Source organism: Vibrio sp. SCSIO 43155, from assembly GCF_023716605.1.
Lineage (GTDB): Bacteria > Pseudomonadota > Gammaproteobacteria > Enterobacterales > Vibrionaceae > Vibrio > Vibrio harveyi.
Genome location: NZ_CP071853.1, coordinates 799,176 through 819,115 on the forward strand (window position 1 = coordinate 799,176; position 19,940 = coordinate 819,115).

Here is a 19,940-nt window from a genome sequence, read left to right on the forward strand (position 1 = left end):
AACGAAAAGGACGCTAGTAAAGCGTCCTTTTTTATATCCTTTAATAAACGTCATGTTGTTATTTTTGCGTGCTACAATGAGCGTGACCAAATAATATATTCTACATATATTTAATTCTTGTCACTTCGACGTTCTGCTTTTGATCTATTTTATCTTTATATTAAACAGGTTTATTAATCGGCTATATATTAAAAATAGTATATTTAAGATTATATAACCAATAAATCACTTTAATTCCTTTCGTGATGGAGTGTCACTTCCATGTGACAAGCTTTTCGTCTTAACCCTGATAAAGACGGCTTATTCAATGTATATTTCATTTTTGATTTGTTCAAATAAAATAACACTTCAAAAATGGAATGATAATTTGCAAGTTTTTCGATTTAGATTATTAAAATTATCGGTGTATATTTCTGGGGAAACGGAAATACGGAGTGATTCCGTTTTGATTTTTAAATATGTGAATAATAATTATCAGATTAAATTTAATTCTGTGTATTAAATTTATCTTAATATAATTCGTCGTCACTAGGCAGCTTTATTTTGTGAAGTTTAATTATCAGAAGTTTTAATTCGATATTATTTTAAAGGGTGATTTATGGAAGCTAATATTCACGACGACCCAATATTGGTGGCAGGCAAGAGGATTCTGATTGCTCAAGCAGCTTTGGGTCTGGTATTCATCGCGTATGAGTACATGCGAAGCGGGACTCTAAGCGCTGAATCAGCAATCACTGGGGTACTGATTGCGATTCTTCCATCTCTGTTTGGCATGGTATTCGCGTCCATTAAATCTAGGGTGAAACCAGAAGAGAGTTTGCGTGACCTCATGCATCTGAGTCGAAATATCAAAGTCATTTACACCATAGTGATGTTTGTTTTGACGTTTCGATTTATGGCTCTTCGCAACATCGTGGTCCTGATAGGCTTTTGTGTGACGATGTTTGGTCACTTCTTAACGCCGCTGTTCAGAGACCGCTTCGAAAGGAAGGCATAAATGGAGACTGTCCAGTCCGCTCATGAATATATTGAGCACCACTTGACCTTTCTCACCGCCGGCGACGGTTGGTTTGGAATTAACCTTGATTCCATGATCATGGTCTGGTTGACGGGGCTCGTTTTCATCCTTTCATTCCGTTATGCGGTGACGAAAGGAACGAAAGGAGTACCAGGACGATTCCAGTGTTTGATCGAGATAATATTTGAGTTCGTCGATGACATTGTAAAAGAAATATTTCAAGCGAAGGACAAGTTAATTGGTCCTTTGGCACTGACAATATTTGTTTGGGTGTTATTAATGAATGCCGTGGATTTGTTACCGATTGATTTAATTCCTGCACTTACTCGTGCTGTAGGGGTTGAACACTTCCGTGACTTACCATCCGCTGACGTCAATATTACGATGTCGATGGCATTAGGCGTATTTATTTTGGTGTTAGGTTATACGTTTAAAAACAAAGGCGTGAAAGGTTTTATTAAAGAGTTAACTACTCAACCATTTTCACATCCGTTGTTATATCCAGTGAACTTAGTTCTTGAATTGGTGACGTTAATTTCTAAACCAATATCTTTAGGTCTTCGATTATTTGGCAATATGTATGCAGGTGAAATGATCTTCATTCTAATTGCATTAATGCCGTGGTGGATGCAATGGGCACTAAGTGTTCCTTGGGCACTGTTCCACATTCTTATTGTTGTTCTTCAAGCATTTATTTTTATGGTACTGACCGTGGTTTATCTCGGCATGGCTGTTGAAGAGCATTAATTTCAAAAATCTTTTTTATTAATTAAAAAATTCAATTCTAGGAGTTGTTATGGATATCGTTAGCGCAGTTCTTTACGTGGCGGGTGCACTACTGATCGGTCTTGGTGCAGCGGGTGCCGCAGCAGGTATCGGTAACCTTGCAGGTAAATACCTTGAAGGTGTGGCTCGTCAACCTGATTTGACCCCAATGCTTCGTACTCAATTCTTCATCATGATGGGTCTTGTGGACGCGGTGCCAATGATCGGTGTTGGTATCGGCTTGTACATCATCTTCGCTGTAGCGTAATTCGAATTAATAATTTTCATAACGTTATAGAAGAGAGGGTGCTATGAACTTAAATGCCTCAATGTTTGGTCAGGCGATCTCCTTCGTGATTTTCGTTTGGCTGTGCATGAAATATGTCTGGCCACCACTTGTAAAACTGCTTGATGAGCGTCGTGCTGAAATTGCCCAAGGTCTTGAGCAAACAGAAAAAGCAGCACAAGAGTTAGAACTGGCAAAAGCGAACGGTGAAGCGCTGCTGACAGAAGCTCGCTCAAAAGCTCAAGCTATCATCAACCAAGGTAAGCAACGTCAAGAACAGATGGTTGCGGAAGCGGTTGATCTGGCAAATCAAGAGAAAGCGCGCATTGTCGCAGAAGGCAAAGCAGAAGTGGAAAGCGAACGCAGCAAAGTTCGCCAAGAGCTGAAAGATGAAATGGCGGATCTGGTGATTGAAAGTGCCAGCAAGCTGATTAATCGCAATCTGGATAGCTCGGCTAACCGCGACTTGGTGAACCGCTTCATCAACGAAATGTAGGAGGGCACATGTCCGAATTGACAGTGGTAGCTCAACCCTACGCAAAAGCGGCGTTTGATTACGCACGCGACGCAGAATGCTTGGACGATTGGCAACAAATGTTTGCGATTACCCAAGTGGTCTTGGAACAACCTAACACGCTTCTGGTCTTGAATGACCTTGATGAAGACGGTTCTGAACAACCATTGTTGGATCTGATTCTTCATGCTGGCGGTGAATGGTTGAATCAAAACTTCGAGAATTTTCTTCGCATTATGGAAGAGAACAAGCGCCTAAAAGCGCTCAGTGAAGTAAACGTTCAGTTCCAAGAGATGAAAGCGGATTACGAACGAACCATGACAGTAACAGTGCGTGTTTCAGAACCTCTGGATGAGGAACAGATGGCAAGGCTTAAACAAGCGTTAACCGAAAAGTACGGTAAAGCCATCACACTAGAAACACAACTGGATCCATCCCTTGTAGGTGGTGTGGTGATCACAGCAGGGCAGACCGTGTATGACGGCAGTGTCCTCACCAACCTGAGCCGATTGGCGACCAACCTACATGTGTAACGGGGTATAGAAATGCAATTAAATTCAAATGAAATCAGTGAATTAATCAGAGAGCGAATTGTTAACTTCAACCTCGAAAGTGAAGCGAGAAATGAAGGTACTATCGTCTCTGTGAGTGACGGCATCATCACAATTCACGGTCTTGCAGACGTTATGCAAGGCGAGATGCTAGAACTGCCAGATAACCGCTTTGCGTTGGCTCTGAACTTAGAGCGTCATTCAGTCGGTGCTGTTGTGATGGGTCCATATGCGGACTTGTCAGAAGGGATGAAAGTAAAAGGCACCGGTCGTATTCTCGAAGTGCCAGTTGGTAACGGTCTGCTAGGTCGTGTCGTGAACACGCTAGGTCAACCAATCGATGGTAAAGGCGCAGTGTCATTCGATCGTATGGACCCTGTAGAGGTCATTGCCCCTGGTGTTATCGACCGTAAATCTGTCGACCAACCAATCCAAACCGGTTACAAAGCGGTAGATTCCATGGTGCCAATTGGTCGTGGTCAACGTGAGTTGATCATCGGTGACCGTCAGACAGGTAAAACCGCGATGGCGATTGATGCCATCATCAACCAAAAAGAACTGGGCGTTAAATGTATTTACGTCGCAATTGGTCAAAAAGCATCGACGATTGCCAACGTGGTTCGCAAGCTTGAAGAACACGGCGCACTAGAAAACACCATTGTGGTGGTTGCGTCAGCATCAGAAGCGGCAGCACTGCAATACCTAGCGCCATACGCAGGTTGTACCATGGGCGAATACTTCCGTGACCGTGGTGAAGATGCGTTGATCGTATACGATGATCTATCAAAACAAGCGGTGGCTTACCGTCAAATCTCCCTACTTCTAAAACGTCCACCAGGTCGTGAAGCCTTCCCGGGTGATGTTTTCTACCTCCACTCACGCCTTCTAGAACGTGCAGCACGTGTTAACGAAGAATACGTTGAGCGGTTCACTAACGGTGAAGTGAAAGGCAAAACCGGTTCTCTAACCGCACTGCCAATCATCGAAACCCAAGCGGGTGATGTATCAGCATTCGTACCAACCAACGTAATCTCGATTACCGATGGTCAAATCTTCCTACAGACTCAGCTATTCAACTCAGGCTTACGTCCAGCGGTTGACCCAGGTATTTCGGTATCTCGTGTAGGTGGCGCAGCGCAAACCAAAGTGATCAAGAAGCTGTCGGGGGGTATTCGTACCGCGTTGGCGCAATACCGTGAATTGGCAGCATTTGCTCAGTTCTCTTCTGACCTAGATGAAGCGACACGTCGTCAGCTTGACCACGGTGAGAAAGTAACGGAACTCATGAAGCAAAAGCAGTACGCACCAATGACCGTTGCTGAGCAAGCACTGGCGATCTTTGCAGCAGAGAAGGGTTACCTCACTGATGTGGCGTTAAACCAAATCTCTCGCTTTGAAGATGAGTTGATGGCATTTGGTCGTACAAACGCGCAGCCGCTACTGGACAAGATCAACCAATCCGGTGATTACAACGACGAGATCGAGAGTGAGCTACACAGCTTGTTGAAAGAGTTCACTGCGCTGCAATCGTAGGACCACTAACAGGAGTCCGTTATGGCAAATACCAAAGAGATTCGCACCAAAATTGCTAGCGTGAGTAGCACGCAAAAGATTACGAGTGCGATGCAAATGGTCGCCGCCAGCAAAATGCGCAAAGTGCAGGAGAACATGCAGGCGTCCCGTCCTTACGCGGAGAACATGCGTAAGGTTATCGGTCACGTCTCGTCCGGTACGCTGGAGTACAGCCATCCTTTCCTTCAAGAACGCGAAGTGAAGCGAGTGGCTTACATCATCATCTCATCCGATCGAGGTTTGTGTGGTGGCCTGAACAGTAATTTGTTCAAAAAAGTATTGGCAGAAATGCAGGACTGGCAAGAGAAGGGCGTTGAAGTAGATACGACGCTTATTGGTTCGAAAGCAATCAGCTTTTTCCAGTCCCTCGGGAAAGTAATGGCACAGACTTCTGGGCTTGGTGATGCACCAAAACTGGAAGATATGTTGGGTGCGGTTAACGCCATGATGGAGCACTACTCCGAAGGCAAAATTGACCGCTTGTTCCTCGTTTACAACCAGTTTGTAAACACCATGGTGCAAAAACCAACGGTATTGCAGATGTTGCCGTTCCCTAAAGAAGACATTTCACGTGATAAAGAGGCTCGTTGGGATTACCTCTACGAGCAGTCTCCTCAAGACATTCTCAACCACCTGATTCAACGCTATGTGGAATCACTGGTTTATCAGGGGGTGGTTGAGAGTATCGCTTGTGAACAAGCCGCGCGGATGATGGCAATGTCTGCCGCGACGGATAACGCAGCGCAACTGATTGAAGACCTGCAACTGGTTTACAACAAAGCGCGTCAAGCGGCGATTACTCAAGAGTTGAGTGAAATTGTATCCGGCGCACAAGCGGTTTAGAGAGAGAATTTGAGGTTTAAATTATGAGTATTGGCAAAATCGTCAAAGTCATCGGTGCGGTGGTCGACGTCGAGTTCGAACAAGGCAAAGGTCCGAAAGTTTACGACGCACTGAAAATCAACGATGGTAGCAACGGCTCACTGATGTTGGAAGTTCAGCAGCAGTTGGGTGGCGGTGTGGTTCGCTGTATCGCAATGGGTTCTTCGGATGGTCTGAAACGTGGCCTAGAAGTGGAATCTACGGGCAACCCAATCACGGTACCTGTGGGTGAGGAAACCCTAGGTCGTATCATGAACGTGTTGGGTCACCCAATCGATGAATGTGGTCCAATCGGTGAGCAAGTGTCTTACGAAATCCACCGTGATGCACCAAGCTATGAAGAGCAATCTAACAGCACTGCGCTACTGGAAACGGGCGTTAAAGTTATCGACTTGATTTGTCCGTTCGCGAAGGGCGGTAAGATCGGTTTGTTCGGTGGTGCGGGTGTAGGTAAGACGGTAAACATGATGGAGCTTATCAATAACATTGCTAAAGCTCACTCAGGTTTGTCGGTATTTACCGGTGTAGGTGAACGTACTCGTGAGGGTAACGATTTCTACTACGAAATGAAGGAAGCGGGCGTTCTCGACAAAGTAGCCATGGTTTACGGTCAGATGAACGAGCCACCGGGTAACCGTCTACGTGTTGCGCTAACGGGCTTGACCATCGCAGAGCGTTTCCGTGATGAAGGTCGTGACGTACTGCTATTCGTGGATAACATTTACCGTTACACATTGGCAGGTACTGAGGTATCGGCGTTGCTTGGTCGTATGCCATCTGCGGTAGGTTACCAACCAACACTGGCAGAAGAGATGGGTGTGCTGCAAGAGCGTATCACGTCGACTAAAAATGGTTCTATCACGTCTATCCAAGCGGTTTACGTACCAGCGGATGACTTGACTGACCCATCACCAGCAACCACGTTTGCGCACTTGGATGCGACGGTCGTTCTGTCTCGTAACATCGCTGCTTTGGGTCTGTACCCAGCGATTGACCCATTGGATTCGACATCACGTCAGCTTGATCCTCAAGTCGTTGGTCAAGAGCACTACGATGTGGCGCGTAAAGTTCAGCAAACGCTGCAACGTTATAAAGAGCTAAAAGACATCATCGCTATCCTGGGTATGGATGAGTTGTCTGAAGAAGATAAGCGCTTGGTATCTCGTGCTCGTAAAGTTGAACGTTTCCTAACTCAACCTTACCACGTAGCAGAAGTGTTTACGGGTCAACCGGGTGTATTCGTTCCACTAAAAGACACCATTGCAGGCTTTAAAGCACTGCTTGATGGTCAGTACGATGACATCCCAGAGCAGGCATTTATGTACTGCGGCAACATCGACGAAGTGCTTGAAAAAGCGAAAAAACTGTAAAGCGCGGGAGGCAATATGGCCATAGCGGTTTCACAAAATACGTTTCAACTGAATGTGGTAAGTGCGGAGGGCACTCTTTACTCAGGTCCGGCACATGCTATCGCGGTAGCGGGTGCGGATGGTGAGTTAGGTATTCGTCCGGGTCACTCACCGCTTATCAGTAAAATCAAGCCGGGCGTTGCTCGTATTACTGGTGACTTGTCCAAGCCTGAAGAGATCCTGTATGTCTCTGGTGGTTTGGTCGAAGTCCAACCTGATGTGGTTACTGTATTAGCGGATACTGCGCTTCACGGTAAAGACATCGACAAAGCAAGGGCTGAAGAAGCTCGTAGAGCAGCGGAAGAAAACATTCGTGCTCATGTAGACGATATCAGCTTTGCACAGGCACACATGGAGTTGAACAAAGCATTGGCTCAGCTTCGTGCAGTTGAACTAACGATGAGAATTCGTTAGTCAACACTTCGGAATGCGGTCTGAAGGGTAACCAAACGGGGCAACTACGGTTTGCCCCGTTTTTTTATTTTTTATGGGGATTAGGTTTAGCAATGAGTCGTTTGTTGAGATAAGACGTATCAGTATTGCAAACACTTTTATATAGCGAGGAAAGCATGCTGGCGTTAGAATCCATCACCCAAATTCTGAATAACGAGTATCAAATTCAAATGAACCAACAATTTATGCTTCGTGCGTTGGAAGTATCACGCAACGCGCTGCCTGCCTGTCAGCCAAACCCGCCTGTCGGATGTGTGCTGGTCAAAAACGGTGAAATCGTATCAGAAGGGCACACACAAGCGATTGGTGGTAATCATGCAGAAGTGGAAGCCCTAAACGCATACAACGGAGACCTAAGTGACGTAACCGCGTACGTAACACTAGAGCCATGTTCATTTGTGGGTCGCACGCCAGCTTGCGCTAAAACCTTAGTGACTTGTGGTATCAGAAAAGTAGTGGTTGCTATGCTTGATCCTGATCCCCGTAATGCTGGTCGCGGTATCGAAATCCTAAAAGAAGGTGGCGTTGAAGTAGAAGTTGGCTTATGCGGTGAAGAGGCGAGTGCATTCTTGACCTCTTACCTAGGAAAATCCTGAGTGATTTTCAGAATATTCTTCGTCAATGCGAGGTTAAAACTCGCGAAAACATGCATAGACGCTCAAATCTAGTGTTCTGAGTCGTTAACTATCATACTGTTAGCTAAAATAAGGTCATGTCCTGTTTTATGTTTGCAAAATGAAGAGCACCGACTTAAACCTTATCCCCATTTTCGTGGCGATTTATGAAGAGCAGAACCTGTCTAAGGCTGCTGCTCGTCTTGATATTAGCCAACCTGCGGTGAGCAAAGCACTCGCTCGTTTGCGTGACATTTATGATGAGCCACTGTTCCACCGCAGCACATCGGGTGTCGAGCCGACCAGTTTTGCTATGGATATTTATCCTGCGATGGTCGCTGCGCTCAAAAACTTTACTTCTACCTTATCCGCCTCGAGCAGTTTTGATCCTAAAGTATCCAATCGTATTTTTTCCATCGCCTGCGTCTCAGTTGCCAGTTATGAGTTAATGCCGCAGCTCCTGCGCCAAATCCGTAAAAACGCGCCGAGTGTCGGTTTGGAAGTGCATCCTTTGTTCACGGAAGATTACGAAAGCGATCTGCGTTTACAACGATATGATTTGATTATCGATATGCCACCGCGTGGTCGTACTGTCCTCAAAGTAGAGCCTGTGTTTTCCGAGCGTTTGATGGTGGTGTGCAGTGCCGAGCATCCACGAATTCATGACTCTTGTTCTGTAGAACAATTTTTGGCGGAAGAACACGTCGTGGTTTCGCGTTGGCATGCGCGTAAAAGTTTGATGAATGAGGAAGATATTGCAGACCTAGCGCAAAGGAATATCGTGTATCGCGCATCTGGTGCAATGGAAATGCTGCCAGTCATTAATGGTAGTGAATACATCGGTATGCTGCCGTTGTCGACCATTCAACACTTTTCAAAAACGTATAATATTAAAGCCGTCCCGCTTCCTTTTAGTGACAAAATTCATGACCTTTGTGCAATCTGGCATTCTAGTCGTCACAATGAAAGTGCGCATCAATGGTTGAGAGCTCAACTCAAGCAAGCAGGGAAAGCAATCGAAGAGTAAAGGACCAGTATGAAGACAATACGAGCCATTCTAAACGGTAAGAAAGCCGGAACGCCTGAGCTTCGCAGTGAGATCATGCGAATGCGAGAACAAGGTGTGGATCTGCAAGTTCGGGTCACTTGGGAATCACAAGACATGACTCGTTTAGTGAGTGAAGCGGTCAATCAAGGAATGAAACGTATTGTTGTTGCTGGTGGCGATGGCACCGTTAACGAAGCGGTAACAGCTTTGAATCAGATTGAGGCGAACGTTCGTCCAGAATTGGCCATTATCCCAATGGGTACGGCGAATGACTTCGCGACTGCTACGAAAATCCCAATCATGATTCGAGAAGCCATCGAACTTGCCGTCAATGGTGACGCTGTTGCGGTAGACTGCGTTCAAGCTAATGATCGCTATTTTATTAACATTGCTGCAGCTGGCTTTGGAGCAGAAATTACCGCTGAAACACCAGTTGAACTGAAAAACTTTCTGGGTGGTGGTGCCTACACATTAACCGGTCTAGTGAAGGTGCTTGGCTTTAAACCTTATGATGGCTCCCTCATAATTGAGCAGGGCAGTTATCAAGGGGAGATCTTGGTTGGGGCGTTTTGTAATAGTCGCCTTGCGGGAGGAGGTCAAGAGCTTGCGCCAAATGCATTGATAGATGATGGCTTAATGGACATTACTTTGGTGCATCCATTCTTGCCCCATGAGCTACCTCAGGTCATTGATGAAATTCAAAATCCAACTGAGACTGGGCAGTTTGTTAAGCATACTCAGGCGAGTTGGTTGGAGATCGATTTCCCTAAAGCACTGCCTTTAAATCTTGATGGTGAGCCTTATCGTTCCCGTAAAATTCGATTTGATGTTAGATCTAAAAGTATTCGCTTGGTCCTACCGCCCAATTGCCCATGCTTGAGCGTTTGTTAAGAGACGCACAAAAGCCACCCAATGCGGTGGCTTTGTACTTAACAAGAGTAAGGATCTCGTTTGAACGTGTGGCTTATAGCTTTTGAATCGTATCGACGTCGATTTGAGTCTTTGTCCATTCAGAGTCTACTTCACCACGAATGGCAACGCGATCTTGCGGTGATACGTCTTGACCCATCCAGTCTTCGTTATCGATCTCGACTTGAATCTCACCTGTGTTGTCTTTGAATAGGTAAGTCTCATTACCAAGTGCTTGAACGATGTTACCTGTCAACAGTACATAGCTATCATCAGATGCATTTTGCGCCGCTTTTACAGTGCTGATTGCTGCGGTTTCAGGACCGTTGAAGGCAGCCAATGCAGAGCCAGAAATTAGGGCTAATGTTGTCGTAATAATCAGTTTTTTCATGCTAATGGCTTCCTAAGTTAGAAGTAGTAAGTAGAGCCTACGTTGATTGATGCTGTGTTTGCGTAGCTATCAAGCTGGTATTTTGCGTTCGCGCCGATGGTCAATTGAGGGAAGATTTTGTATTCCGCACCGATAGATAGCATTGCACCGAGCTCATTATTTTTTTCAGAACGGTGGAACAAGGTGTTGTTCATTTCGACGTCGTCATTCATAACAAGCTCATGTTCTTCTGATTGGCTTGCTTTGGATTCGTACTGAGTGTAAGTCAAACCTGCTTTAACTTTTGTTGTCCACTTTTCGTTTAACGCATAGCTAAACACAGGCGCTAACGTAATTTGTTTGGCTTTGATTGAAGCGTCCCAATCCATTTCATGATGGTATTTTTGACCCTTGATATCGACAATTCCAAGATTTTTGGAACGACCATCATCAAGATCAAATTGGTTATAACCCAGTTCTACAGCCCAAGAATCATTGATAGAGTAGCCAATGAAGCCACCAAAAATACCGTCTTCCAATTCAGGGTTCAGATTCACACCGTCAGCTTGAAAAGATGGTTCAAAATCGTGATCTGTGGTGCCGAATCCGTATTCCAAACCCACGTAAGGTGCTGCTGCAACCGAAAATGAGCTTGCTGCGAGAATCGTCAGGACTGTTTTTTTCATTATATATTCACCTCTTCGTTTCGATGGGAGGCATTTTGTGTGAAGAGTCGTGAAGTGTTCGTGAAGAAAAGACTAACGTTTGAAAATTAATAAAAAAACTCCTCACTAAGGAGGAGTTTGTCAGTTGCAAAGGTATGGTTAATACACCGTGCACCACTCATTTTTCATGTCAATGAGGTGCCAGTTATCACGCTGATTGGCTTCATCCATTGCTTTATCTAAATGACCCACGCTGGACTTGCGGTCGTATTTCCACTCACGCTCTTCGTCGGTGTGGTGAACGATCATCGCCATAGAGTTTGGTTGACTGGTTGCCCATTGCATCATCGCGTGGTCACCGTCTGAGTTACCAATCGCGAGAACGGGTTTCTTACCGATGATGTGCTGAATGTTCTCAACTTTACCGGCTTTGTCATCAATCGTGAGGATTTCACCTAACTTGGTCACGGTTGGCTTACCGTCGTTGTAGTCGTACTTGTATTTTAGCGCGCTGCCAATGATTTGCTCTTCGGGAATACCGTACACCTCTGGCGCCCAAACGCGCATAAAGTCCACACCGCCACCTGATACGATGTAAGTCTTAAAACCATGCTCTTGCAGGTAGCTGACCATTTCGCGCATTGGTTTGTATGTAAGTTCGGTATAAGCTTTGCCAAAGCGTGGATCTTTCGCGACTTTCAGCCAATCGGCGACTTTTTGCTGATATTCCTCTACCGTCATACCACTATGAGTGACCTTGACGATCTCAAGTAGCGCTTTTTCACCGCCTTTGAAGACGCCTTCAATATCGTCATTCAGTACAGATTTAAACGGTTCTTGTGTCTTCCATTCTGGATGGTCTTTTGCCATCAGTTTCACTTCGTCTAGCGCATACGCCAGTTGGAAGTAAAACGGTTTTTCTGACCATAACGTACCGTCATTGTCGAACACCGCGATGCGGTCTTGTTCTGCAATGAAGGTTTTTTTCGAAGCATCAGTAGATTGATCAACATAGTTAACAATCGCAGATTTACTTGCGCCATCTTTCCAAGAAGGTAGTAAGTTTGGATCGCAATCTAAAGCCATCGCCGAGAATGATAAACCAGATAAGACTGCAAGGGCACAGATGTGTTTCTTCATATTATTATTTACCTAAGTTAGAATGTATTGTTTGTATACATTTGAGGTTAAATGAGAACAACGTAGGTTTAGCCTCTTTCCCTAACCATTTCCCTAACCAAGAGACGTCTTAATTGGTAAGAATGCGCAAAGGGGCAGTCACGTCGTTTCTCATGCGTAGTCGTGCTTAATCAGCATCTTTCGCAAGGCGAAGTCCCATGTCCGACATAATTATAGACTGGCTGGCGAAGTCTCGGCGGAAATTCTCTGATTCATCAGCATCATAGGCAAAACTGCCGCCTCGTACGGATTTGTGTGCTAAGCCTGCTTTTTCGTCTTTAGCGTTGTTTGGATTTTCGGTTGGACCAAAGCGGTAGAAGGTGTCGTCATAAGCATCAATAACAAATTCACCAACGTTGCCTGTCATGTCATAAAGACCAAGTTCATTGGGTTGCTTTTGACCAACGGGGTGAGCTTGGTTTTTAGAGTTGTCCGCATACCACGCCACATCAGCAATGTTGTTCGAGCCTGCGTAAGTGAAACCTTGGCTCTTCTTACCGCCTTTCGCGGCAAACTCCCATTCTGCTTCTGTCGGCAAGCGGTAGTTTTCACCGGTCAATTCGTTCAACTTCTCGATGAAGTAATTCGCCTGCTGCCAACTCAAGTTATTAACCGGAATGTTTGCACCTTGGAAGTAACTCATTGAAGAACCCATGACAGATTCAAACAATTCTTGAGTGACCTCGAATTTGGAAATGTAGAAGCCGTCTACCTTTACTTCGCGTGCTGGGGTTTCTGCCTTCTTGGCGGAGTCGCTGTCCGATCCCATGACAAATGAACCGCCTTCAACCAACACCATGTCTTGATCAATGTTGAGCGCGATAGGATGCGATGATTGAGTTGCACAACCACTCATTAATACGCTGAATGATAGAATAGAAAGTGCGGTTAACGATTTGCTTTTAAATGATTTCATCAATAATTTCTCGCCAAAAAAGTCACGATAAATATTAGCAATAAACGCTATGAAAAAAGGTTATAAACGGTATAACAAGCCTCATGTATTAATGGGATTTATGATTAGGTCATCAAGGTGAGAATGGCACGCTTATGAGTGTTCTCAGCTGAATTTCATAACGAAAAAGGTGACGTATGCACATTACTCAAGGCCCTCAGTTCAACGGTAAAGCTTCTAAGCGTTTACATGTCATGGCAAAGCCTATTGGGGCGGCTTGTAACATTGATTGCACTTACTGCTATTACCTCAGCAAGCAGGACTTACTTGAGTATAAAAAAGGCTGCACGCCTGTGATGGATGAAGAGACGTTAGAAACCTACATTCGTCAGTACATTGAAGGGCAGAACACGCCGGAAATCATCTTCTCTTGGCAAGGTGGTGAACCAACGATGTTGGGCTTGGATTACTTTAAAAAGATTGTTGAGTTTCAATCTAAGTACAAGCCTGAAGGCGTGGCCATTTCTAACGATCTACAAACCAATGGCACCTTACTCAACGACGATTGGTGTGCATTTCTGAAAGCAAATAACTTCTTGGTCGGTTTGAGTATCGACGGTCCAGAAATGATGCACAACGCTTACCGAACCAACCGCGCAGGTCGTGGTACCTTTAACCAAGTGATGAAGGCTGTTGAACTGCTGCACAAACACGAAGTGAAGTTCGCAACGCTGACTTGTGTAAACAATCTAACCAGCCGCAATCCTCTTGAGGTATACCGATTCCTGCGTGATGAAGTACGCTCACCGCAAATGCAGTTCATTCCCATCGTGGAACAAAAAACGTTTCGTACTACCGCACCTCAAACATGGCAGCCGCAAGAGCAGCTGAAACAAGGTGACAAGCGTCTTATTCCTGGTCACAAAGACTCTGTAGTAGAGCCTTGGTGTGTGGCAGACGAGGCGTGGGGTAACTTCCTTATCGCGATTTTTGATGAGTGGATTCAACACGACATTGGCAAAGTGTTTGTGCAGTACTTTGAAGCGAGTGTCGAGACTTGGATGGGGCGCAAAAACCCACTTTGTACACTTGGCGAGATTTGTGGCAAAGGCTTGGCAATGGAACCAAACGGTGATGTTTTTGCTTGTGACCACTACGTTTATCCAGAGTACAAGATTGGCAACATCCACCACGAAAAATTAGACAAGTTGGCCTATGGTCCTGAGCAGCAAAAGTTTGGCTTTGCCAAGACTCGCTCGTTAACCAAGCAGTGCCAACAGTGTGATTACCAATTTGCTTGCTACGGTGAGTGTCCGAAAAACCGTTTCATCCGCACCAAAGATGGTGAACCCGGGTTGAACTACCTGTGTGCAGGTTGGAAAAAGTTCTTCTCTCATGCTGATAAGGCAATGGCATACATTCTTCGTGCAACGGGTAACCCTGTGGCACATGGCAAATACAGTGATTCAGTGCTACGCCAACAAGCGGCGAAGCGTCCTGTATTCGAAACCAAATTTTAAGGGGATTGATATGACATTCTCAAAAACACTGTTAGTTGTCGCTTTAGGTATCCCCGCAAGCCAATCTGTCATTGCACAAGATGAAACCTTGCTCGCACCAGACCAAGTCTCATCAGCGAGCGTGACAAGCGCTCAAAAAGCAAACTCAGCGCAGATGTCGCCACAGCAAATGGTTGCGAAGCTGTCTTACCAAGCGCAGGACATCAAACAACCCGTTGAAAAGCGTATTGAAGCACTGCACGAGTTGGCGAACTACCCAAGTCAAAACGCGCTGGTAGCGGTTGCACGCAGCCTTCAAGACCAAGATCCTGCGGTTCGTGAAGCCGCGATTGTTGGAGCAGAGCCATATACGATTGAACATCGTTGGCGCATGATTGAGCCATTATTGAGTGACCAAGAAACCATGGTTCGCATTACTGCGGCGACCAACTTAGTGCGTGACTTTTCTAACGTGAGCAGCGAGCAGAAGCAAACGCTTGAAGCCCCGGTTGCTGAACTGATCAGCTATTTAGAGAACAAGCAAGATAACGGTTCCAAACTGTTATTGGCGGATGTCTATCGTTGGCATCATGAATGGGATAAAGCGGATAAAATCTATCAAGCTTTGGTGATCAATCAGCCGGAGAATTCACAAATCTGGTTAAGCTTGGCGGACAACTACCGAGCGCAGCAACGCGATGCCGATGCAGTAAAGACGCTGGATTCTGCAATTAAGCTTCATCCTGACAACGCATCTTTGCATTACTCGAAAGCGTTAACGCTTGTGCGTCTTGATGACAAGAAGAGTGCAGCTTTAGAGATTGAGAAAGCAGCCAGCATGGCGAAAGATAACAGTTACTTCTGGTACCTCAATGGTGTATTGCAAGAAGAGTACAACCTAGACAAATCGGTGAAGTCTTTTGAGCAAGCGTATTTGATTTCTGGCGCGCCGGAGCAGCTTTATGCGGTTTGTGACATTTATGTTCGCTACGACAACCCGAAAACAGACGAGTGCTTGGGCGAACTAGAGAAAGTCGCACCAAGCTACGTGATTGATCAATTGAAAGAGAAGAAAGGGCAGAAGAACGCCAAAGTAAGTAACTAAGACCATTCTGGCTCTTTTCTAAGCTTGTGCTGTTATACCCAAGTAACCTCGAGATGCTAGGTTCAGCGAGAATGACTTGGTTTGTAGACGCGGCGGCGATTTAAAGATCTAGTCACTCTAAATCAAGAATCGACAACAAAGTATACAAGCCAAGACAGCTCGCCCTTCGGGAGCGTGTCATTGCCCCGGCCTCTGCGTCAAATAACTTGGAAAGAGCTGGCTATTACGCGGCGTCGTTTTCCTTGACCTCGAATCAATGACAACGCTCTGAATCCTGCATCTTGAAGTTACTTGGGTATACATAACAGACTGAGAACGGTACATTGAGGCGATTGAACTCCTTGATCCAACGCCATTGGTTATCTTGGAGTTTATCGCCTGGACCTTTCACCTCTATCCATTCAAATTTCCCTTCTTTAAATGCAATCAAATCCGGCATGCCGTTTCGATAGAGTTTCAGATCACTCAACTGCACGTTAAACAGTTCGACCAACAGGTCATTAGGGATGTGTTCAAGAGCTAGGGATATCAGCTCTTCGTTCACGTATGCCCAACTGACGAAGGGATTACTGATCCCAACTTTATCCCGGTATGTATCAAACAACGCCTGCGTCTTCCCTTGTTGAACTTGCTCAAGCGCATTGTCGATAAGTTGCTTTCTTTTGTCGGCAAAATCGGCGTGATACAAATCCAATGGTCGATGTTGATAAGCGTTAATAAATGCCCCCTCTATTGGTGCAAAAATCGCATCCCACAAAGTTAAGCCTAACAAGCCGTTGAGTAGGGTATTCTCAGAATAGAAAACGGTCCAACCTAAACTTTCGAAATGTGCCTTGGTTGCCAGTTCAACACGTTGCCGTGATAGATCCAATTCGATGTGGTATTCGCTGCATTTAGGCTTGGTGGCTCTCGGGACTTTCAAGCCTTGTTTACGTTTAACGCGTTGTTCGAGCTTCTGTGCCACCTCAAACTCAGAGACATCAATAGGGTGGGTAAGCATATCAGTGACAATGTCACTAAATAATTCGTTTTGTTCTAGCTTGTCGTATATGCGAGCACGACGCTCTCGGCTTGGCGCGAGTGTGGTCGTCTCAAACAGCGCAATTGCCATCTCAAGTTCGTTTATGCGTTCGTAATCACGGGCAATGTCGTTAATCATGTGCTCACGTTTACGGTCGACGTAGTGATGTTCAACCCGTTCTGGCATCGCTTCGATAAGAATGTCGAGATTCGCTTTTTGTTTTTTGTCACATTGCCAATAGAGATTGGAAAGTTCGTTGAGTTCGATAAGGCGATCGATTTGCTCTCTGCTCTCAAAGAATCGGCGCGCTTTACTTAACTGGTATTGTTCGAATTGGTGTAAGCCTAAATCGTCGAGCACGAACTGGCTGAGGTCTTGATGGGTATTAGCAAAAAACAGCGTCAGCAAAACATCAATCATGTGTGCGGAGTTAAGCTTAATCACCGTGAAATCCAGAGCCTCAAATAGCTCAAAACGCTCTTCACTCAGGCATGCTACTAATGCTTCTTTCTTGAGGGATTTAGGATGCTCAGGATAGAGCATGACGATCTCTGGCTTGGTCAGTAGATTCGCTGCTAATTCTTGCGTTGTTAGGTCAGGGGAGAGCGAGACAAAATCATGAGTTGCCAATTCATCCAAAGCCGACTGGATGTTCTCAATTTCTTGGTAGTTGAGTTTGTCGCTGCGAAACCAACACCCTTTACGGCTGTATAGGCGTACAAGAAGGCACTGCGCAGGCTTGCTTAAGCTCTGAAACGCGGATAGCCATTGATGTTCATCTTGGCTAAGTAAATCGCTGTACCACTTGGTAGCGTGCTGTGTGAGCTTAAAGAAGTTATCGAGATAGTAATCTGGTGCGAGTTCGACGGTGTTTTCCATAACCAACTAACAATAAAAAAGGCTTAACCCATAGGTTAAGCCTTTTTCGAATCAATTTCTGCAGATCTACTAGATAAATAGAACTGGACTGGCAATTAAGCGTTTTTCAGTTGTGCTACTTTCGCTTCAGTCAGTGGCTTAGTGATGAACGCCAGTACGATACATACCGCCATCATTGCCGCTGAGATAGTGTAAGCAAGCGTGTAACCGTCACCGTTAGTCATTGAGAAACCAACAACAGCAGCACCGATTGCACCACCGATACCCCATGCTGTGTATAGCACGCCGTAGTTAGTACCGTAGTTCTTCAGACCGTAGAATTCAGCCGTTAGAGTAGGGAATACTGCTAGAAGCGTACCGTAACCTACTGCTGCGATTGCTGTACCGATGATCAGCGTAAACTCAGTTTTGAACGTTGCGAACAGAACCATGTTGATGCCCTGTAGAACGAATGCTAGAAGAAGAGTACGAACGCCACCGATCTTGTCTGCAAGCATACCTGCTGCTACACGACCGCCTGAGTTAAATACCGCAAGGATAGACGCTAGGTAAACCGCGTTTGGCAGGTTCGCTTGAACGCTTGCAATAGTCGTGATGTTACCGATGATCATAAGACCAACAGAAGCTGCGAACGCGTACATGATCCATAGAGAGTAGAACTGTGGCGTTTTAAGCATTGCTTTCCAAGTTAGGTCGTCAGACTTCTTCACAACCTTAGGCGCTTGACCTTCTTTTACTGTAGGCTCTGCTGGCGTGTAATCCGCTGGTGGGTTGTTGATTGTTGCAGCTAGAGGAACTGCGATAGCAAGGATACCAACACCAAGAACTAGGAAGCTCGTTTGGATGCCCATGCTGTCAATCAGCGCAGAAGTCACAGGAGCTAGGTAGATAGCTGCTAGACCGAAACCTGCTGCAATGATGCCGTTAACCATACCTTTCTTAGATGCGTGGAACCACTTCATTGCTGAAGGAGAAAGACACGCATAACCAAAACCGATACCTGCACCAGTGATCACACCGAAAGTGATGTTCAGCATTAGTGGTGAGTTTACAAAACCAGACGCGATCATGCCTAGACCTGTTAGAACAGTACCTAGGATAAGGATCAAACGTGGACCCATACGGTCTTGAAGAATACCTGCAACAAGAAGACAGATAGAGAAAGTAATAGTTGCAGTCGCGTAAGGTGCAGATGCTTCTGCTGCGCTCCAGCCTGACTCAGTCACTAGTGCTTTGTTGAATACACTCCAAGCATACAGGATGCCAAGACAAAGGTTGATACAGAATCCTGCTAGCAGGATGCGCATAGCTTTATCAATCTTGCTCATTTTTGTTCTCAGTAATACCTCTTGGCAGATAGCAAAGAGGAGTCGGTTTAAAGATAGGGTTTACTCAAAATAAGTTTGCATTTTTCAACGCATAACGTAATGAGCGCGGATTATAACCAATAAATGTGTGATTGGAATCTCTTTTTACCCCTATTACTAAAAATAATTCGAAGCATTAAAAATGGTTGTAATGAGAGCGTTTTATATATGAAGGAAATGTTGATCTAACGTAAAGAATCGTTGGTTTGGTAGTGAGATCCTAAGTGAAACAAGGTTTATAGCTAGAGCATGGGTATTTGGCTCACAGTTTAAGCAAAAAGTTTCAAAATATTTTAGTGTTAATGTTCTGTAACAAAAGTGGGCAAAATAGAGACTGTTTTCTGTAAGTGCAGGATCTAAAGGGTTTATAAATTAGAGAATGTTAACTGCTTGTAATAACTCGATTCAAAAGGAGAGGGTGAACATAAATTGAGCAAAAAATGTGCTTGTAATTGCTAAATAGATAAGCAAAATAGGGCGCAAAATGAGTTTTCATTAATGAAAGGATGCTTTTCTCTACTCGTAGTGAGGTGACTTATGAAATTGTTCCTATTACTTATGGCTTCTGTTTCTGCAGGTGTCGCATCAGCAGATCACATCCATTCATTCATGCTAGGTCTTTCTATTGCATCGCTTGCAGTAGGTAGCTGCTACTTCTTCGCATTCCGTAGTTCGCGTTTCCCGCAGCTTGCTTTGTTCTTACTGATCTGTGGCATGTTATCTAAATTGACGATTACGGTAATTGGCGTAATGTGGGGTATGTCAGCCGAGCTTATTACATCTCCAATCGTGTTTGCTTTGTCTTACTTGTTCTTCTCATTAGCGGTAACCTACTTGTGGTTCAGCTATCGTCAAAGCATCACTAAGATTCCAGAGCGCTTTAAAGCTGCTTAATCAGCGTCACTTATAGCCGAATACAAAAACGCCAGCGATCATCGC

General features: G+C 45.2%; 21 protein-coding genes. 15 read left to right on the forward strand and 6 right to left on the reverse strand.

Features of this window, described 5'->3' with window-relative positions:
• Positions 1 to 598: 598 nt before the first annotated feature.
• From J4N44_RS20575 to yegS, 12 genes are all read left to right on the forward strand, one after another.
• Positions 599 to 997 (forward strand): ATP synthase subunit I, encoded by a 399-nt coding sequence (locus tag J4N44_RS20575; RefSeq protein ID WP_005447171.1) that lies wholly within the window; start codon positions 599 to 601, stop codon positions 995 to 997.
• On the forward strand, positions 998 to 1,765 hold the full coding sequence (gene atpB, locus J4N44_RS20580; RefSeq protein WP_005533315.1) for a F0F1 ATP synthase subunit A: 768 nt from the start codon (positions 998 to 1,000) through the stop codon (positions 1,763 to 1,765). It begins immediately after the preceding gene.
• Positions 1,766 to 1,814: 49 nt separating this feature from the next.
• On the forward strand, positions 1,815 to 2,051 hold the full coding sequence (gene atpE / locus J4N44_RS20585) for a F0F1 ATP synthase subunit C (protein ID WP_004727739.1): 237 nt from the start codon (positions 1,815 to 1,817) through the stop codon (positions 2,049 to 2,051).
• 43 nt (positions 2,052 to 2,094) lie between these two features.
• Positions 2,095 to 2,565, forward strand: a complete 471-nt coding sequence (locus J4N44_RS20590; RefSeq protein ID WP_005431830.1) for a F0F1 ATP synthase subunit B — start codon at positions 2,095 to 2,097, stop codon at positions 2,563 to 2,565.
• A gap of 8 nt (positions 2,566 to 2,573) precedes the next feature.
• Positions 2,574 to 3,116 (forward strand): F0F1 ATP synthase subunit delta, encoded by a 543-nt coding sequence (locus J4N44_RS20595; RefSeq protein WP_005431763.1) that lies wholly within the window; start codon positions 2,574 to 2,576, stop codon positions 3,114 to 3,116.
• Positions 3,117 to 3,128: 12 nt separating this feature from the next.
• Positions 3,129 to 4,667, forward strand: a complete 1,539-nt coding sequence (atpA, locus tag J4N44_RS20600) for a F0F1 ATP synthase subunit alpha (protein ID WP_009699258.1) — start codon at positions 3,129 to 3,131, stop codon at positions 4,665 to 4,667.
• Positions 4,668 to 4,688: 21 nt separating this feature from the next.
• Positions 4,689 to 5,549: a F0F1 ATP synthase subunit gamma gene (gene atpG, locus J4N44_RS20605; RefSeq protein ID WP_005431811.1), complete on the forward strand. Its 861-nt coding sequence runs from the start codon at positions 4,689 to 4,691 to the stop codon at positions 5,547 to 5,549.
• Positions 5,550 to 5,572: 23 nt separating this feature from the next.
• Complete coding sequence (gene atpD, locus J4N44_RS20610) at positions 5,573 to 6,958, forward strand: F0F1 ATP synthase subunit beta (protein WP_017188899.1); 1,386 nt, start codon at positions 5,573 to 5,575, stop codon at positions 6,956 to 6,958.
• A gap of 15 nt (positions 6,959 to 6,973) precedes the next feature.
• Positions 6,974 to 7,411, forward strand: a complete 438-nt coding sequence (locus tag J4N44_RS20615; RefSeq protein WP_005431788.1) for a F0F1 ATP synthase subunit epsilon — start codon at positions 6,974 to 6,976, stop codon at positions 7,409 to 7,411.
• Positions 7,412 to 7,620: 209 nt separating this feature from the next.
• On the forward strand, positions 7,621 to 8,046 hold the full coding sequence (locus J4N44_RS20620) for a bifunctional diaminohydroxyphosphoribosylaminopyrimidine deaminase/5-amino-6-(5-phosphoribosylamino)uracil reductase RibD (RefSeq protein WP_049537191.1): 426 nt from the start codon (positions 7,621 to 7,623) through the stop codon (positions 8,044 to 8,046).
• A 139-nt stretch (positions 8,047 to 8,185) separates the two neighbouring features.
• Positions 8,186 to 9,091 carry a LysR family transcriptional regulator gene (locus J4N44_RS20625; RefSeq protein WP_017188901.1) on the forward strand — a complete coding sequence of 302 codons (906 nt, stop codon included), beginning with the start codon at positions 8,186 to 8,188 and terminating at the stop codon, positions 9,089 to 9,091.
• A gap of 9 nt (positions 9,092 to 9,100) precedes the next feature.
• Positions 9,101 to 10,003 carry a lipid kinase YegS gene (gene yegS / locus J4N44_RS20630; protein ID WP_252045688.1) on the forward strand — a complete coding sequence of 301 codons (903 nt, stop codon included), beginning with the start codon at positions 9,101 to 9,103 and terminating at the stop codon, positions 10,001 to 10,003.
• A 73-nt stretch (positions 10,004 to 10,076) separates the two neighbouring features.
• Here the strand turns inward: yegS and J4N44_RS20635 are convergent, their stop codons facing one another.
• The 4 genes from J4N44_RS20635 to J4N44_RS20650 all read right to left on the reverse strand — a co-directional run bounded on the left by J4N44_RS20635 (position 10,077) and on the right by J4N44_RS20650 (position 13,151).
• The gene (locus tag J4N44_RS20635; protein WP_005447161.1) at positions 10,077 to 10,412 is read right to left on the reverse strand and encodes a YgiW/YdeI family stress tolerance OB fold protein; all 336 of its coding nucleotides are present in this window, start codon (positions 10,410 to 10,412) and stop codon (positions 10,077 to 10,079) included.
• Between the two features lie 17 nt (positions 10,413 to 10,429).
• Positions 10,430 to 11,077 (reverse strand): AcfA family outer membrane beta-barrel protein, encoded by a 648-nt coding sequence (locus J4N44_RS20640; protein ID WP_005447160.1) that lies wholly within the window; start codon positions 11,075 to 11,077, stop codon positions 10,430 to 10,432.
• Between the two features lie 138 nt (positions 11,078 to 11,215).
• Positions 11,216 to 12,196: an HAD family hydrolase gene (locus J4N44_RS20645; protein WP_053052617.1), complete on the reverse strand. Its 981-nt coding sequence runs from the start codon at positions 12,194 to 12,196 to the stop codon at positions 11,216 to 11,218.
• 166 nt (positions 12,197 to 12,362) lie between these two features.
• Positions 12,363 to 13,151, reverse strand: a complete 789-nt coding sequence (locus J4N44_RS20650; RefSeq protein ID WP_252045689.1) for a formylglycine-generating enzyme family protein — start codon at positions 13,149 to 13,151, stop codon at positions 12,363 to 12,365.
• 176 nt (positions 13,152 to 13,327) lie between these two features.
• Here J4N44_RS20650 and J4N44_RS20655 point away from each other — a divergent pair, with 176 nt between their 5' ends.
• A complete protein-coding gene (locus tag J4N44_RS20655) occupies positions 13,328 to 14,650 on the forward strand; it encodes an anaerobic sulfatase maturase (protein WP_252045690.1) in 1,323 nt (440 codons plus the stop codon).
• A gap of 10 nt (positions 14,651 to 14,660) precedes the next feature.
• Complete coding sequence (locus tag J4N44_RS20660; RefSeq protein ID WP_252045691.1) at positions 14,661 to 15,734, forward strand: tetratricopeptide repeat protein; 1,074 nt, start codon at positions 14,661 to 14,663, stop codon at positions 15,732 to 15,734.
• Positions 15,735 to 15,987: 253 nt separating this feature from the next.
• Here the strand turns inward: J4N44_RS20660 and J4N44_RS20665 are convergent, their stop codons facing one another.
• Together J4N44_RS20665 and J4N44_RS20670 are read right to left on the reverse strand one after the other, a co-directional pair.
• Positions 15,988 to 17,634, reverse strand: a complete 1,647-nt coding sequence (locus J4N44_RS20665; RefSeq protein ID WP_252045692.1) for a VRR-NUC domain-containing protein — start codon at positions 17,632 to 17,634, stop codon at positions 15,988 to 15,990.
• A gap of 95 nt (positions 17,635 to 17,729) precedes the next feature.
• Positions 17,730 to 18,962 (reverse strand): L-lactate MFS transporter, encoded by a 1,233-nt coding sequence (locus tag J4N44_RS20670; RefSeq protein WP_252045693.1) that lies wholly within the window; start codon positions 18,960 to 18,962, stop codon positions 17,730 to 17,732.
• Positions 18,963 to 19,538: 576 nt separating this feature from the next.
• Between J4N44_RS20670 and J4N44_RS20675 the strand changes: the two genes are divergently transcribed.
• A complete protein-coding gene (locus J4N44_RS20675) occupies positions 19,539 to 19,895 on the forward strand; it encodes a hypothetical protein (RefSeq protein WP_005447150.1) in 357 nt (118 codons plus the stop codon).
• Positions 19,896 to 19,940: the final 45 nt, after the last annotated feature.